This window comes from Brevirhabdus sp., from assembly GCF_052826345.1.
On record NZ_JBRBUA010000041.1, the window covers coordinates 15,115 to 30,981 of the forward strand.

The 15,867-nt window shown below is 65.1% G+C and carries 16 protein-coding genes; 6 read left to right on the plus strand and 10 right to left on the minus strand.

Features of this window, described 5'->3' with window-relative positions; all coding sequences use genetic code 11:
* Nucleotides 1-92: 92 nt before the first annotated feature.
* The 7 genes from ACU0BR_RS05385 to ACU0BR_RS05415 all read right to left on the minus strand — a co-directional run bounded on the left by ACU0BR_RS05385 (nt 93) and on the right by ACU0BR_RS05415 (nt 8,805).
* A complete protein-coding gene (locus ACU0BR_RS05385; protein WP_446155818.1) occupies nt 93-1,349 on the minus strand; it encodes a PRC-barrel domain-containing protein in 1,257 nt (418 codons plus the stop codon).
* A gap of 134 nt (nt 1,350-1,483) precedes the next feature.
* Entirely contained in the window at nt 1,484-3,427 is a 1,944-nt protein-coding gene (acs, locus tag ACU0BR_RS05390) for an acetate--CoA ligase (protein WP_446155819.1), read from the minus strand.
* Nucleotides 3,428-3,483: 56 nt separating this feature from the next.
* Nucleotides 3,484-4,233 carry an ABC transporter ATP-binding protein gene (locus ACU0BR_RS05395; RefSeq protein ID WP_446155820.1) on the minus strand — a complete coding sequence of 250 codons (750 nt, stop codon included), beginning with the start codon at nt 4,231-4,233 and terminating at the stop codon, nt 3,484-3,486.
* 42 nt (nt 4,234-4,275) lie between these two features.
* Entirely contained in the window at nt 4,276-5,031 is a 756-nt protein-coding gene (locus tag ACU0BR_RS05400; RefSeq protein WP_446155821.1) for an ABC transporter ATP-binding protein, read from the minus strand.
* A gap of 12 nt (nt 5,032-5,043) precedes the next feature.
* Entirely contained in the window at nt 5,044-6,246 is a 1,203-nt protein-coding gene (locus tag ACU0BR_RS05405; RefSeq protein WP_446155822.1) for a branched-chain amino acid ABC transporter permease, read from the minus strand.
* 3 nt (nt 6,247-6,249) lie between these two features.
* Nucleotides 6,250-7,281: a branched-chain amino acid ABC transporter permease gene (locus ACU0BR_RS05410; RefSeq protein ID WP_446155823.1), complete on the minus strand. Its 1,032-nt coding sequence runs from the start codon at nt 7,279-7,281 to the stop codon at nt 6,250-6,252.
* Nucleotides 7,282-7,428: 147 nt separating this feature from the next.
* A complete protein-coding gene (locus ACU0BR_RS05415) occupies nt 7,429-8,805 on the minus strand; it encodes a substrate-binding protein (RefSeq protein WP_446155824.1) in 1,377 nt (458 codons plus the stop codon).
* A 223-nt stretch (nt 8,806-9,028) separates the two neighbouring features.
* Here ACU0BR_RS05415 and ACU0BR_RS05420 point away from each other — a divergent pair, with 223 nt between their 5' ends.
* The 4 genes from ACU0BR_RS05420 (at nt 9,029) to ACU0BR_RS05435 (ending at nt 13,822) form a co-directional block, all read left to right on the plus strand.
* Nucleotides 9,029-10,396 (plus strand): short-chain fatty acyl-CoA regulator family protein, encoded by a 1,368-nt coding sequence (locus ACU0BR_RS05420; RefSeq protein WP_446155825.1) that lies wholly within the window; start codon nt 9,029-9,031, stop codon nt 10,394-10,396.
* Between the two features lie 95 nt (nt 10,397-10,491).
* Nucleotides 10,492-10,860, plus strand: a complete 369-nt coding sequence (locus ACU0BR_RS05425) for a response regulator transcription factor (protein ID WP_446155826.1) — start codon at nt 10,492-10,494, stop codon at nt 10,858-10,860.
* On the plus strand, nt 10,857-11,114 hold the full coding sequence (locus ACU0BR_RS05430) for a hypothetical protein (RefSeq protein ID WP_446155827.1): 258 nt from the start codon (nt 10,857-10,859) through the stop codon (nt 11,112-11,114). The genes ACU0BR_RS05425 and ACU0BR_RS05430 overlap by 4 nt, the downstream gene beginning before the upstream one ends.
* Nucleotides 11,114-13,822 carry an ATP-binding protein gene (locus tag ACU0BR_RS05435; protein WP_446155828.1) on the plus strand — a complete coding sequence of 903 codons (2,709 nt, stop codon included), beginning with the start codon at nt 11,114-11,116 and terminating at the stop codon, nt 13,820-13,822. The genes ACU0BR_RS05430 and ACU0BR_RS05435 overlap by 1 nt, the downstream gene beginning before the upstream one ends.
* Before the next feature lie 14 nt (nt 13,823-13,836).
* Here ACU0BR_RS05435 and ACU0BR_RS05440 read toward each other — a convergent pair whose 3' ends face one another.
* Nucleotides 13,837-14,259, minus strand: a complete 423-nt coding sequence (locus tag ACU0BR_RS05440) for a TIGR01244 family sulfur transferase (RefSeq protein ID WP_446155829.1) — start codon at nt 14,257-14,259, stop codon at nt 13,837-13,839.
* Nucleotides 14,260-14,312: 53 nt separating this feature from the next.
* Nucleotides 14,313-14,528: a hypothetical protein gene (locus ACU0BR_RS05445; protein WP_446155830.1), complete on the minus strand. Its 216-nt coding sequence runs from the start codon at nt 14,526-14,528 to the stop codon at nt 14,313-14,315.
* Between the two features lie 114 nt (nt 14,529-14,642).
* On the opposite strand from ACU0BR_RS05445, the gene ACU0BR_RS05450 reads away from it, so the two are divergent.
* Nucleotides 14,643-14,903 carry a DUF2312 domain-containing protein gene (locus ACU0BR_RS05450; protein ID WP_446155831.1) on the plus strand — a complete coding sequence of 87 codons (261 nt, stop codon included), beginning with the start codon at nt 14,643-14,645 and terminating at the stop codon, nt 14,901-14,903.
* A 48-nt stretch (nt 14,904-14,951) separates the two neighbouring features.
* Complete coding sequence (locus tag ACU0BR_RS05455; protein ID WP_446155832.1) at nt 14,952-15,125, plus strand: hypothetical protein; 174 nt, start codon at nt 14,952-14,954, stop codon at nt 15,123-15,125.
* Between the two features lie 60 nt (nt 15,126-15,185).
* Here ACU0BR_RS05455 and tyrS read toward each other — a convergent pair.
* A partial coding sequence (gene tyrS, locus ACU0BR_RS05460) for a tyrosine--tRNA ligase (protein WP_446155833.1) occupies nt 15,186-15,867 on the minus strand: 682 nt, incomplete at its 5' end.

The window sequence follows — 15,867 nt, forward strand, 5'->3', positions numbered from 1 at the left end:
CCATGCGAAACAGGCCCGCCGGTGTCGGCGGGCCTGTCTGGTTCTCTGCAGGGGCGTCGGCATCGGGATCGCCGCGCCGAGGGCCGCGCAGATTATTTCATCGACGCGTTTTTCAGTACCACATTGCCGGAGAGCGCCTGATAGGAGCCCTTCTTGGTTTCCGGCATGTTCTTGATCTCGGATTCGTTGATCCGCGACAGCACCAGATCGTTGTTCACATAGCTGAACCGGTCGAGGGGCACGGCGACCAGGCGTTCGCCCATGCCGAGAAATCCGCCGACGCCGACCAGCGCGACCAGCTTGTTGTTCATGATGGCGATATCCTTGATCTCGCCCACGTCATTGCCCTGCGCGCCCTTCACCTCGGTGTCGCGGATGGAATCGACCTGCTTTTGCGCGATGGGCGCCAGGTCCTGTTCCATCTGCGGCGTCCACAGCATTGCGGCACCGGTCTGGGTGTTGGCGTTGCCGTTCACCTGCGCGGTTGCCGTGGCCGTTGCGGGCTGGTTGGCATTGGCACTGGCATTGGCGTTGTCCTGCGTGCCGCTTTCCTGCACACGCACCTGCGCCTTGCCCTGATCGACCTGGATGTTGGCATCCTTTTGCGTCTGCACGTTCACCTGCGGGTCCGCCTGCGAAACGTCGATCGCGGCCTTGCCGGAGGACTGGATGTCAACCTTGGGCTTGGCCTGCTTGACCTGAATGTCGGCCTTGCCACCGCTGTTGACCTGCACCTGCGGCTTGGCCTGTTTGACGTTCACCTCGGCCTCAGCGTCCTGGAAAACGATCTTGGGTTCGGGACGGATGAACTTGATCACCGGCTTCGGCTGCTGCACGGAAACCTGCGGATCGTTGGTCTGGACGTTCACGTCCGGCTTGGGCATGCGCACGGTGACGATGGGTTCGGGGATGCGCACGGTGACGGTGGGCTGCGCCTGTTCGACGGTGACCACCGGGGCCTGCTGTTCCACGGTGACGCGCGGCTTGGCCTGGGTCACGGTGATTTCGGGCTGGGGTTGTTCGACGGTCACCTCCGGCTGGCGCTGATCGACGCTGACCACCGGGTCCTTGACGTCGACAGAGACCTTGGGCTTGCCCTGTTCGACCAGAACTTCGCCGCCCTGGGTGTTCATGCTGGCGGCGGCATTGCCATCGACCTGCACGTTGCCCTGGGTCTGAGCCTGGGCCTGATTAGCGCCCTGCGTGTTGCTGCCGGCCTGCGCCTGCACGGTCGCCGCCGTGGACTTGTCGTCCTTTTGGGTCGTACCGGTGCTGGCGCTCTGTGCCAGAGCGCCGCTGCCGATCAGTGCCACGACGGCCACGGTTCCCAACATATTTGCGGTTTTCATCTCTTACTCCCTAAGACTGATTACGCAGTCACAACGGAGCAACAGGGGGGTAATGTTCCCCGAATTTTTACTTAATTCAATCCGGGCCAGTGCGATGGCCCGAATTCTGGGCGCTCTAGGGCAGAATGCGCGGCTTAGCCCGTGTTCATGCGGTTCGCGACCAGATCGTCCACCACCGCCGGTTCCGCCAGCGTGGAGGTGTCGCCAAGCGACCCGTGATCGTTTTCGGCGATCTTGCGCAGGATGCGCCGCATGATCTTGCCCGAGCGCGTCTTGGGCAGCCCCGGCGCCCATTGGATGAGGTCGGGCTTGGCGATCGGGCCGATTTCCTTGCGCACCCAGTCGCACAGTTCCTGGCGCAGCGCGTCCGATGGGGCCTCGCCCGCCATCAGGGTGACATAGCAATAAATGCCCTGGCCCTTCACGTCATGCGGGTATCCGACGACGGCGGCTTCGGACACCTTGGGGTGCGCCACCAGCGCGGATTCGACCTCTGCCGTGCCCATGCGGTGGCCCGACACGTTGAGGACATCGTCGACGCGGCCCGTGATCCAGTAATAGCCGTCCGCATCGCGGCGGCAGCCGTCGCCGGTAAAGTAATAGCCCTTGTACTGTTCGAAATAGGTCGCGACGAAGCGGTCGTGATCGCCGTAGACGGTGCGCATCTGCCCGGGCCAGCTGTCGGCGATGCACAGCACGCCCTCGGCCTCGGTCTGCTCGATCAGCTTGCCGCTTTCGGGCTCCAGCAGCACCGGCTGCACGCCGAAGAAGGGCAGGGTGGCCGACCCCGGTTTTGTCGCGATGGCGCCGGGCAGGGGGGTCAGCATGTGACCGCCGGTTTCCGTCTGCCACCAGGTGTCGACGATGGGCACATGGCCGCGGCCCACGACATCGTTGTACCAGTTCCAGGCCTCGGGGTTGATCGGCTCGCCCACGGTGCCCAGCACCTTGAGCGTCGAGAGGTCGTATTTTTCCACCGGCCCGCGCCCCTGACCCATCAGCGCGCGGATCGCCGTGGGGGCGGTGTAGAACTGGTTGACCTTATGCTTTTCGCAGACCGCCCAGAATCGGCCCGCATCGGGATAGGTGGGCACGCCCTCGAACATCAGGGTGATCGCGCCATTGGTCAGCGGGCCATAGACGATATAGCTGTGGCCCGTGACCCAGCCCACATCGGCGGTGCACCAGAAGACATCGCCGTCGTGGTAATCAAAGACGTATTGATGCGTCATCGAGGCGTACACCAGATAGCCGCCCGTCGTGTGCACCACGCCCTTGGGCTTGCCGGTGGAGCCGGAGGTGTAAAGGATGAAGAGCGGATCTTCCGCGCCCATCGGCTCGGGCGGGCAATCGGCGGAGGCTTTTTCCATGTGATGGCGATAGCTGTGGTCGCGCCCGTCCTTCATCGGCACGTCCGCGCCGGTGCGTTCGACCACCAGCGTCGTCACATCGCCGGAAATCTCCAGCGCGCGGTCGACGTTCGCCTTCAGCGCCGTGGCGCGCCCGCCGCGCGGGCCCTCGTCGGCGGTGACCACCAGCTTGGCGCCGCAATCCTCGATCCGGCTGCCCAGTGCTTCGGGCGAGAAGCCGGCGAAAACGATGGAGTGGACCGCGCCGATGCGTGCGCAGGCCAGCATGGCATAGGCCGCTTCGGGGATCATCGGCAGGTAGAGCACCACCCGGTCGCCGCGCGAGACACCCAGCGTCTTGTAGGTGTTGGCCAGCTTGCTGACGTTTTCGTGCAGCTCGCGATAGGTGATGTGGCGGCTGTCGTCGGGGTTGTCGCCTTCCCAGATGATCGCCGTCTGATCGGCGCGGGTGTCCAGATGCCTGTCGACGCAGTTGGCGCAGACGTTCAGCTGCCCGTCCTCATACCATTTGATCGAGACATCGGGATAGGCGAAGCTGGTGTTTTTCACCTTGGTGTAGGGTTTGATCCAGTCCAGCCGCTTGCCGTGTTCCGCCCAGAACGCATCCGGGTCGCGCACCGATTCCGAATACATCCGGTCATAGGTCGCCTTGTCGGCATGGGCCTTGCCCGCGAATTCCACCGAGGGCGCATAGCTTTTGTCAGTCATGGATCGGTCTTGTCCTCTTCCCTTGATGACGCGGGCCACGAAAAAGCGCGGGCGCGTCAGATAGCCAGATATTCCGCACGCAGGCGTTCATCCTCCAGAACCTCCTGCGCCGCGCCATCGTAGACGATGCTGCCGGTGTCGAGGATGACCGCACGATCGGCAAGTTTCAATGCCGCAACGGCATTCTGCTCGACAATCACGGTGGTCATCCCCTCGTCGCGGATCACGTTCAGCGTCCTGGCAATTTCCTGCACGATGACGGGGGCCAAACCTTCATAGGGTTCATCGAGCAGCAGAACCTTGATGTCGCGGGCCAGCGCGCGGGCGATGGCCAGCATCTGCTGCTCGCCGCCCGACAGGGTCACGCCCTCTTGCTTGCGGCGTTCTCTGAGACGCGGGAACAGCTGATAGATACGCTCCAGCGACCAGCCGACGGGTTCCACGATCTGGGCCAGTTGCAGGTTTTCCTCGACGCTCAGCCCGGCGATGATGCGCCGGTCCTCGGGCACCAGACCGATGCCCGCCACGGCGGCCTCATGGCTTTTCATCTTGTGCAGGGGCACGCCGTCCAGCCAGATCTCGCCCGCGCGCAGGGCGGGGTTGTCCAGCCGCGCGATGGCCCGCAGGGTCGAGGTCTTGCCCGCCCCGTTGCGCCCCAGCAGCGCCAGGATCTCGCCCTCGCGGATGGAAAAGCTGACGCCCTGCACGATGTAGCTTTCGCCGTAGTATGCGTGGATGTCATCGACCGAGAAATAGGCCGGAAGGGTGGCCGCACCGGCGGCCTGCGATGGGAATGCTGCGTTCATTCTGTGTCCTTTCGCGGCCGGGCCGCCATCGGCTGAAGAAGATCAGTGCGCCTGACCAAGGTAGGCTTCCTGCACCTTGGGGTGGCCCTTGATGTTGTCGGGCGTATCCTCGACCAGCGGCGTGCCCTGCGCCAGCACGGTGATCCGTTCGGCCAGCGAAAAGACGACGTGCATGTCATGCTCGATGATGGCCATGGTGATGTCGCGCTTGGCCTTTATTTCCTTGAGCAACTCGATGGTGTTGTTGGTGTCGGCCCGCGCCATGCCGGCGGTGGGCTCGTCCAGCAACAGCAGCCTGGGCTGCTGCACCAGACACATCGCCATTTCCAGCCGCCGCTTGTCGCCGCGCGACAGCGAGGCCGCGATCATGTGGCGCTTGTCCAGCATGTTGACGTCGGCCAGGATTTCCTCGGCCTGCTGGCGGATGTCGCTCTGCCCGCGCACCGAGGTGACGGCGTTCATCGCGAAGGCGCCGTCGCGTTTGGCGAAACAGGGGATCATCACGTTTTCGAACACGCTCAGATCGCTGAAGATCTCGGGCGTCTGGAACACGCGGCTGATGCCCATCTGGTTGATCTCATGCGGCTTGCGCCCCAGCACCGATTCGCCCTGAAAGGTGACCGATCCGCTGTCGGGGATCAGCTTGCCGACCAGGCAGTTCAACAGCGTGGATTTGCCCGCGCCGTTGGGTCCGATGATCGCGTGCACGGAGTTTTCCGCCACGCTGAGGTTGACGTTGCCCAGCGCCTGCAATCCGCCGAAGCGCTTGCCGACGTTCTTTACTTCCAGAATTCCCATCTGCTTGGCTCCCTATTCGGCCGGCTGCTTGGCTTTGCCTTCGGCTTCGGCGCCGCCGGCGTTGCGGCCGCGCCGCCGGAAAATGAACCGCCCGCAGCGCTGGCCGCCCTCGATCAGCCCGCCGGGCAGGAAGATCACCACAAGCATGAACATCAGACCCAGCGTCAGGCTCCAGCCATTGCCGACGAAGGGGTGCACGAGTGTCACCAGCAGGTTTTCGACCCCGTCGGGCAGCACGGAAAACCAGCCGTGCAGCACGTTGTCGTTGATCTTGGAGAAGATGTTCTCGAAATACTTGATGAACCCCGCGCCCAGCACCGGCCCCAGCAGGGTGCCCGCGCCGCCCAGGATGGTCATCAGCACCACCTCGCCGCTCGCGGTCCATTGCATCCGCTCGGCGCCCGCAAGCGGATCCATCGAGGCCAGCAGACCGCCCGCCAGACCGGCATACATGCCCGATATGACAAAGGCCGCCAGCGTATAGGGGCGCGAGTTCAACCCGGTGTAGTTCAGCCGGTTCTGGTTCGACTTGACCGCGCGCAGCATCATTCCGAAGGGCGAACGGAAAATACGGATCGACAGGTAGAAGGCCAGCAGCATGATCACCGCGCTGACGTAGAAGCCGACGTTCAGCTGCCATTCCCAGGCGCCCGCGAAGACGGTCGTGGTGTCGTTCATCTCGGCGCCGAAAAGGTTGGTGTAGCGCGCCGCGCCCGCCCCATCGAGGATGCGCGGGTCGCTCAGCGTGATCTGAAGCCCGGTCTCGCCGTTGGTGATCGGCGTCAGCACCGAATAGGCCAGGTTGAACGACATCTGCGCGAAGGCCAGCGTCAGGATCGAGAAATAGATCCCCGACCGGCGCAGAGAGATATATCCGATCACCACCGAAAACAGCCCCGCCACGATGACCGACAGCACGATGGCCGGGATCACGTTCATGCTGAGCAGCTTGAACATCCAGACCGCCGAGTAGCTGCCCACCCCCAGAAAGGCCGCATGGCCGAACGACAGGTATCCCGTCAGCCCGAACAGGATATTGAACCCGATTGCGAAGATCCCGTAGATCACGAAACGCTGCATCAGGTCGGGATAGCCCGCGTTGAACTGCGCCAGCGAGCTGTCGGTGGGAAAGGGGTTCATGATGATCGGCGCCAGCAGCGTGATCAGTGCCACGAACAGCAGCAGGGTGGTGTCTTTCTTGTCGAGACCCAGCATGGCCTATTCCTCCATCACGCCCTTCCGCCCCATCAGGCCGCGCGGCCGGGTCAGAAGGATAATGATTGCAATCAGGTAGATGATGATCTGGTCGATGCCGGGGATGATCGCCTTGACCTCGTTCATCGAGGCAAAGCTTTCCAGGATGCCCAGCAGGAACCCCGCCAGCACCGCGCCCGCAAGGCTGCCCATGCCGCCCACCACGACCACGACGAAGCTGAGCACGAGGAAATCCATGCCCATGTGATAGTTCGGGCTGTTGATCGGCGTGTACATCACCCCCGCAAGCCCCGCCACCGCGGCGGCGACGCCGAACATGATGGTGAACCGCTTGTCGATGTTGATGCCCAGCAGGCCCACGGTTTCCCGGTCCGCCATGCCCGCGCGCACCACCATCCCGAAGGTGGTGAATTGCAGGAAGGCGAAGACGCCTGCGATGATGATCACCGAGAAGGCGAAATAGACCATGCGCCAATAGGGGTAGATGATGACGTTGGGATCGAACCCCAGCAGCACGCCGAAGTCGAAGCTGCCGCGGAACACCTCGGGCGCGGGGGTGGGAATCGGGTTGGCGCCGTAGAAATACTTGATGATCTCCTGCAGCACGATCGCCAGGCCGAAGGTCACCAGGATCTGGTCGGCGTGGGGGCGCTTGTAGAAATGCTTGATCAGCCCGCGTTCCATCGCGAATCCCACCGCGATCATCACCGGGATGGCGACCAGGATTGCCAGCGGCACCGACCAGTCGATGATCGCCGCGCCGACCTCGGGGCCGAACCAATTCTCGATATAGGGCGTTTCCACCTTCATCGGGTTGCCCAGGAAATCCGTGCGCGTGGGATCGATCGTCACCTGCGATATCGTCAGGATGCGTTGCAGCGTGACGGCGCAGAAGGCACCGATCATGAACAGCGCCCCGTGGGCGAAGTTGACAACGCCGAGCGTGCCGAAAATCAACGTCAGGCCCAGCGCGATCAGCGCATAGGCGCTGCCCTTGTCCAGACCGTTGAGAACTTGAAGTAGGATGGCGTCCATCGTCCCCACCTGCCTATGGTGTTGGAAAGGCCCGCTGTTTCGGGCGGGCGAAACGTCCGGCCGCACGCGGTTGCGCGGCAGGTATGGAAATTCCGGCCGCGCAAATCGCGCGCGCGGCCGGGAGGTCGGGTGGTCAGCTCGGAACGGTTAGGCGCCGGGGTTGCACTTGCCCAGCGCGCCGCCTGCGAACATCGGGTGATCGGGCGGATAGGTGACCTGCGCGGCCGGGGTGACCTCGACGATTTCGACCAAGTCGAACTCGTTCTCGGGGTTTTCCTTGCCGCGCACGACGACCACGTCCTTGAAACACTGGTGGTCTTCGGCACGGTAAAGCGTGGGGCCATTGCCCAGGCCGTCGAACTCGAACCCTTGCAGGGCCTCGACCACGGCGCAGGGGTTGAAGCTGCCGGCACGGCTGACCGCATCGGCATAAAGCAGCGTCTGCGCATAGCAGGTCTGTGCGGCCTGCGACGGCGGGAAGCCGTATTTGGTGCCGAAGGACTTCACAAAGGCCTTGGTGCCCTTGTAGCGGTCGCCCATCTTGTCCTCGAGCTTCCAGTCCCAGTTCTGCGAGCCCACGATCCCGGCGATGTTCTTGCCCGCACCGCGCGCCATCAGCTCGGAATACAGCGGCACGACAATCTCGAACTGCTTGCCGTTGGCCTGCTTTTCACGCAGCCCGAACTGCACGGCATTGGTGAGAGAGTTCACCATGTTCCCGCCGTAGTGGTTCAGGATCAGCACATCGGCGCCCGAATTCAACACCGGCGCGATGTAGGAGGAGAAATCGGTCGCGGCCAGCGGCGTGCGCACCTTTTCCACCGTCTGCCAGCCCATCGCCTCGGTCGCGGCGGCGATCGATTCTTCCTGCGTCCAGCCCCAGGTGTAGTCGGCCGTCAGGTGATAGGCCTTGCGGTCCTTGCCGTAGAGCTTTTCCAGCACCGGCGCGAGGGCGGCGGCCGACATGTAGGCGTTGAAGAAGTGGCGGAAACCGTTGGCTTTCTTGTCCTTGCCGGTGGTGTCGTTGGAATGCGTCAGACCGGCCATGAAGATCACGCCCGCTTCCTGGCACAGCCCCTGAACGGCCACGGCCACGCCCGAGGACGAGCCGCCGGAAATCATGATGGCGCCGTCTTTTTCGATCATCGATTTGGCAGAGGCGCGCGCGGCGTCGGATTTGGTCTGGGTGTCGCCGGTGACGTATTTCACCTTTTTGCCCAGGATGCCCGTGCCGTCCAGCTTTTGCGAGCTGAAGGTCTGCATCATGCCGCCGTCGCCTTCGCCGTTCAGATGCTCCACCGCCAGTTCAAAGGCGCGCAGCTCGTCGGCGCCTTCGTCGGCATAGGGGCCCGACTGCGGCACGTTGAAGCCCAGCGTGACGCTGTCGCCCTGCGGCGCATTGGTGAATCCGGTATCCGACGCCGCCCAGGCGGCTCCGGTGAAAAGCGTGGGCATGGCAAGGCCGGCGCCCGTCGCGGCACCCGTCCCGAGTAGTCCCCGACGCGTCAGGTTGCTCTTGGTCATGTAAATCCTCCCTAGAATTTCCTTGCGGCGAAGCCTCCTCGATCCGCTGCAAGCTCTCTTTACAGAGATGTCGCGATAGTCCGCGCTAAATGAAAATCACGCAACAAATCCTTCTTTCACAATGCCTTTTTTGTAAATTTCTCTACAAATTAGCGCAGTTTTCTGTAAAGTAATTATCTCGCGGGTGCAAAATCGACGCCGGATGAACAGGAAGGGCGGGGACATGCCAACCAAGGGGATCACGGGCAAACGCATAAGGGAGCGGCGCCTCCTGCACGGCATGAAGCAGGCGGAACTCGCTGCGGAGGTGGGCATTTCGGCCTCTTACCTCAATCTGATCGAACACGACCGGCGGCGGATCGGCGGCAAGCTGCTGCTCGAGATCGCGCGCAGGCTCGATGCGGATGTCTCCGCGCTGACCGAGGGCGCGCAGGCGGAATTGCTCGACGGGCTGCGCAGCGCGGCCGCCTATGCGGGCGAGCAATCGCTCGACCGGCGGGCGGCCATAGAGGTCGCGGCGAGCGAGCAGCTGGCCGGGCGGTTTCCCGGCTGGGCGGGGCTGATCGTCAGCCAGAGCCAGCAGATCGCGATGCTGGAGCGTTCGCTGGAAGGGCTGAGCGACCGCCTGGCCCATGATCCGTTCTTGTCCGAAAGCCTGCACGCCATGCTGTCGAGCGTGACGGCGATCCGCTCCACCGCGTCGATCCTGCGCAACACGCCCAATATCGACGAGGATTGGCGCAAGCGCTTTCAGGCCAACATCTTCGACGACAGCACCCGGCTGGCGGAGACGTCGCAGGCGCTGGTGTCCTGGTTTGATACGATGGCGCAGCGCGATGTCGGTTTCGCCACGCCGCTGGAACGGGCCGAGGCGCTTCTGGACGCGCGGGGCCATCATCTGCCCGAGCTGGAGGAAAACCCCGACGGCGCGGCGGATCTGGCGCGCGATCTGGCGGCGGGACAATCGGCGGCCTTCCTGTCGGTGGTGCAGCGCATCGTCACGCAATATGCCGCGCTCAGCCGGGCGCTGCCGCTGGGGCGGGTCCGCGCGGCGCTGTCCCGGCTTGGGTTCGATCCCGGCGCGCTGGCGCAGGATCTGGGCGCGCCGCCGCACGATGTCCTGCGGCGGCTGGCGACGCTGCCGCCCGGACCCGATGTGCCGCAACTCGGTCTGATCCAGTGCGACGCGGCCGGGGCGCTGACCTTCCGCAGACGGCTCGAGGGCTTCGCCATGCCCAAATTCGGCGCGGCCTGCGCGCTCTGGCCCCTGTTTCAGGCGTTGCACATGCCGCTTACCCCGCTGTCGCAACGCGTGGAAATGCCCGGCGGGCAGGTGTTCGACACCTACAGCGTCGCCTGGCACAGCGTCGCCGCGCAATTCGGCCGCGCACCGGTGTGCGACGCGGTGATGCTGGTGGTCCCCACGTCGGATGCCTCGTCGGATTCCCTGTCGGATTCCGCGTCGCCCGAACGCGCTGCGGATGCGCGCGCGCGCCGCGATGCAGCGCCCGTCGGCGGGTCGTGCAGGCTCTGCCCGCGGGAGGTTTGCGCGGCGCGCAGGGAACCCTCGATCGTGCTGGAAGGTCTCTGAGCCGCCGCGGCTTTTGACACCGATGCCAATCCGGGCATTATAGGCGGCAGACCGCCGGGAAAGGCGGCATCCGGCATCTGGGAGGAGACGCATTCGTGGGCAACACGGTCCTGTTGATCGAGGATGAGCCGAACATCACCGAAGCCCTGCGGTTTTTGCTCAAACGCGAAGGCTGGGTTGTCGCCACCCATGCCGACGGGGCGAGCGCACTGGCGGCGGTGCGTCGCCTGTCGCCCGATCTGGTGGTGCTCGATGTGATGCTGCCCAACCGCAGCGGTTTCGACATCCTGCGCGATCTGCGCGCCGATCCCGCGACCGGCGGGCTGCCGGTGCTGATGCTGACCGCCAAGGGGCAGGCCAAAGATCGCGCGCTGGCCGAAAGCTATGGCGTCAGCCGGTTCATGACCAAGCCCTTTTCCAACCAGGACATCGTCGCGGCGGTGCAAGAACTCGTGCAGCCGTGAAGGACCGCGCAGCCCCCCTTTTTCTGGAACAGCGCAGCTATCGCCGCCGTCGGTTGATCGACGCGGCAAGGGTGCTGCCGGTGGCGGCGCTGGTGCTTTTCATCATGCCCGCGCTGCTGGGCGCCGGGCGCGAAGGCGGCATGGCCAGGCTGGTGATCTATTTCTTCGGCGTCTGGTTCCTGCTCGTGCTGGGAACGGCGCTCCTGTCGCGCGCGCTCAGCCGACGTGACGGAGACCGCGAAAGCGCGCGCTGATGGTGTCCTTCAACCTTCTGATCGCCGTGGCGGTCGCCTATGTCGCGGCGCTGTTCGGCGTTGCCTTCTGGGCGGAGAACCGGGCGCGGCGTGGTCAGGACAGCTGGCTGCGCTCTCCGCTGATCTACACGCTGTCGTTGTCGGTCTACTGCACCGCCTGGACGTTCTACGGCGCGGTCGGCTATGCGGCGCGCTCGGGGCTGGAATTCGTGACCATCTATCTGGGTCCGACGCTGGTGTTCGTCGGCTGGTGGTGGGTGCTGCGCAAGCTGGTGCGCATCGGGCGCACGCAGCGGGTCACCTCGATCGCGGATCTGGTGTCCTCGCGCTTCGGCAAATCCAACGCGCTGGCGGTGATCGTGACGCTGCTGGCGGTCACCGGCACCACCCCCTACATCGCGTTGCAACTGCAATCGGTGGCGCTGTCGGTCGCCGTCTTCGCGCCGCCAAGCAGCGCGGGCTGGGGGCTGGGGGATGCCAATTCCACCGCGATCTGGGTGGCGGGGGGGCTGACCGTCTTTACCATCCTCTTCGGCACCCGCAATCTCGACGCGAACGAGCGCCACCACGGCGTCGTCATGGCCATCGCGGTGGAGGCGGTGGTCAAGCTGTTCGCGCTGCTGGCGGTCGGTGTCTTTGTGGTGTGGGGCGTGGCGGGCGGCGCGGGCGACATGCTGGCGCGCATCGACGCGTCGCCGCTGGCCGCGACCGGCTTCGTGGCGGACCGCTGGATCGGGCTGACGTTCCTGTCGGCGGCCGCGGTCGTCTGCCTGCCGCGCATGTTCCAGGTGCTGGTGGTCGAAAACGCGGACGAGCGGCACCTGAACACCGCCGCCTGGGCCTTTCCCGCCTATCTGATGGCGATGAGCCTGTTCGTCGTGCCCATCGCCGTGGTGGGCATGGATCTGCTGCCCGCGCAATCCAACCCCGATCTCTTTGTGCTGACGCTGCCGCTGAGCCAGGGGCGCGGCGGGCTGGCGATGCTGGCCTTTCTGGGCGGGTTTTCCTCGGCCACCTCGATGGTGATCGTGGCCTCCATCGCGCTGTCGACGATGGTGTCGAACCATATCGTCATGCCGCTGTGGCTGAACCTCAAACGCGGCGGCGCGACGATGTCGGGCGATGTGCGCAACATCGTGCTCCTGTCGCGGCGCATCAGCATCGGCGCGGTGCTGTTGCTGGGCTATGGTTATTTCCGGCTCTCGGGGGGCGGCACGGCGCTGGCGGCGATCGGGCTGATCTCCTTCGCGGGCGTGGCGCAGATCCTGCCCGCGCTGCTGGGCGGCATCTTCTGGCGCGGGGCCACGCGCTGGGGGGCGGCGGCGGGGCTGCTGGCGGGGTTCGCGCTTTGGGCCTATACGCTGTTTCTGCCGAGCTTCGGTGCGGGGGCGGTGTTTTCGCCCGAGCTGCTGGCCCAGGGGTCGGCAGGCATCGGCTGGCTGCGTCCGCAGGCGCTGATGGGGTTGGGCGGGCTCGACCCGCTGGTCCATGCGCTGATCTGGAGCATCGGCGTCAACGCCACGCTGTTCATCGTTATCTCGCTCGTCACCTTTCCGACGCCGCTGGAACGGTTGCAGGGCGCGCAGATGGTCAATGTGTTCGAACATTCCACCCGCGCGCAGGGCTGGACCGGCAGCCTGGCCGAGGCCGAGGATCTGCTGGTCATGTCGCAGCGCATCATCGGCGCCAAACAGGCGCAGGCGCTGTTTCAGGACGCGGCCGCGCGACAGGGCAAGAGCGGCTATCTGCCCGACCCCACGCCGCAGTTCATCGAGCATCTGGAACGCCAGCTGGCGGGGTCGGTGGGCGCGGCGACGGCCCATGCGATGGTCGGCCAGATCACCGGAGGATCGGCGGTATCGGTGCAGGATCTGCTGGCCGTCGCCGATGAAACGGCGCAGATGCGCGAATATTCCAGCCAGCTGGAGGCCAAATCGGACGAGCTGGCGCGCGCGGCACGCCAGCTGCGCACGGCAAACGAAAAGCTGACCGAAATCTCGATCCAGAAGGACGCCTTCCTCAGCCAGATCAGCCATGAGCTGCGCACGCCGATGACCTCGATCCGTGCCTTCGCGGAGATCCTGCGCGATTCCGAAGGACTGGGCGAGGGCGATTTGTCGCGCTATTCGGCGATCATCCATGACGAGAGCATCCGCCTGACCCGGCTGCTCGACGATCTGCTGGATCTGAGCGTGCTGGAACACGGGCAGGTGGTGCTGCACCGCAGCCGCGTCGCGCTGTGCGACGTGCTCGACCGCGCCGAGGCTTCGGCCGGGCAGGGCGGCAGGGAGGGCGGCAAGCGGGACGGCGGGCAGGGCCTCCGCCTGCGCATCCTGCGCGACCGCGCGCAAGAGGCGCAGCTGCTCGACACCGACGCCGACCGGCTGGCGCAGGTCTTCATCAACCTGATCGGCAACGCGCGCAAATACTGTGCCGCCGATGAGCCGCAGCTGCGTATCACCGCGCGCGGTCACGCCGATCGGCTGGAGGTCGATTTCATCGACAACGGCACCGGCATTCCCGAGAAAAGCCAGGCGATCATCTTCGAGAAATTCACGCGTCTGTCGGACGAAAGCGCCGCCGGCAGTGCCGGGCTGGGCCTGGCCATCTGCCGCGAGATCATGACGAAGCTCGGCGGCACGGTGACCTATCTGCCCGGTCAGGGCGGCGCCGCCTTTCGGGTGGTGCTGCCGCTGGGGGCCGGATGATCGGGTCGGTGCGCTCAGCGCCCCGCCAGCATGTTGATCTGCTGGCGGATGCCTTCCAGCGGATACCCTGCCTGGGCGGTGGCCGACAGGATCTCGTCGGTGGGGATCGTGCCTGCGCTGGACAGGGCCCAGACCACGGTGGACCGGGTGCCGGAGGCGCAATAGGCCAGCACCTTGGCCCCGTCGCGCAGCGCCTCGCGCTGGTCGTCGGGATTGGCCGCGTTCATGCCGCCGCCGACGACGGGGTTGTAGACGAATTCCAGCCCCGCGTCCTGCGCGGCCTGCGCCATCACCTGGCCCTGCAAGGCGGGCGGGTTTTCCAGATCGGGCCGGTTGCACACCACGCGCGTGAAACCGGCCTTGCGGATCTCGGCCATGTCTTCGGGCGCGATCTGGGGGGTGACGGCGTAGGTCTGGGTCAGCGGGCGAATATCCATATCGGGGGTCTTTCCGTTACTTGGTGCCTAGGGCGCGCGCGGGCGGGTGCGTATCAGGCCAGCAATATGCCCACGATAACCATCATCAGGCCGATCGCCGACAGAAAAAGCGCGGCCATGTTCCATGCGACGATGCGTTGCAGCCGCGCGCGCAGGGCCGCATCGGGCAGGCCCGCCTTGCGCGCCCGCACGGCCATGACGATGCAGGCGATCAGTCCGGCCAGGCCGGCCAGCGATACAAGCGTTCCGAGCCAGACAAGAATTTCCATGCGCGTCTCCCGTTGCGGCGTTGCGGGTACTGCAACCGCGCCGCGCAGGCAAGAGAGACTTGCGGCGCGCTCGGCACGCGGCTAGTCAGCCTCATCACCATTCCGGAGGCAGGTATGAGCGAAGACGTCACAGAATCCAGCAGCTACCGCGTCACGGCCGACGAGCTGCGTCAATTCGTCGAGCGGATCGAGCGGCTGGACGCCGAAAAGAAGGATCTGGCCGAACAACAGAAAGAGGTCATGGCCGAGGCCAAGGGCCGCGGTTACGATACCAAGGTGCTGCGCAAGATCATCTCGCTGCGCAAGCGCGACAAGGACGACATTGCCGAGGAAGAGGCCGTGCTGGAGATGTACATGCAGGCCCTGGGCATGTAGGCGCATCCCGGCGCCCCCCGCGGGCGCCACAGCGACAGGACGATCCAGATGGATTACAAGAAATCGGGCGCCCCCCGGCCGGACAGGAACACACCCGCGCACCGGGAACATAATTCCAAGGGCACGCGAAAGAATCCTTACGACGCCCGGGCGTCAAAGGCCGATCTGGTCGCGCGCCTGAAGGCCGCCGCCGAAGCGCGCAAGGCCCGGGCCGACGATTGAGGCGGACGGCGTTTCGTCTCGCTCCCGCAGCCTGCGCGATCACGCTGCGGGAGCACGCGCCTAATCTTCCAGAATCACCAGCGCATGGCGCTTGCGCCCCGCGCTCAGCTTGATCGGCTGCGCCAGATCCTGCGCGCCGATCACCAGGCCTGCATCGGTCAGCGGCGCGTCGTTCAGCCGCGCGCCGCTGTCGGCGATCAGACGCTTGGCGTCCTTTCCCGATTTGGCCAGCGTGCTGCGCACGATCAGCTGCACCACGGAAATGCCCTCGCCCAGTTCGGCGCGGCTCAGGCGCAGGGTGGGCAGATCGTCGCCCGTGCCGCCCTCGGCAAAGACCTCATGCGCCGTCGCTTCGGCCTTTTGCGCCGCCGCGCGCCCGTGGCACAGCGCCGTGACCTCATTGGCCAGCACGATCTTGGCATCGTTGATCGCTGCACCGTCAAGCGCCGCCAGACGGTCGCATTCCGCCAGCGGCAGCTCGGTGTAAAGCTTCAGGAACCGGCCCACGTCGGCGTCGCTGGTGTTGCGCCAGAACTGCCAGAATTCATACGGGCTGCGCAGCTGGGGGTTCAGCCATACGGCGCCATCCTGCGACTTGCCCATTTTCTTGCCGTCCGACGTGGTCAGCAAGGGCGAGGTCAGCCCGAAGATCTGATGATCCAGCACCCGCCGCGTCAGGTCGATCCCGTTGACGATATTGCCCCATTGATCCGACCCGCCCATCTGCAACACACAGCCGTAG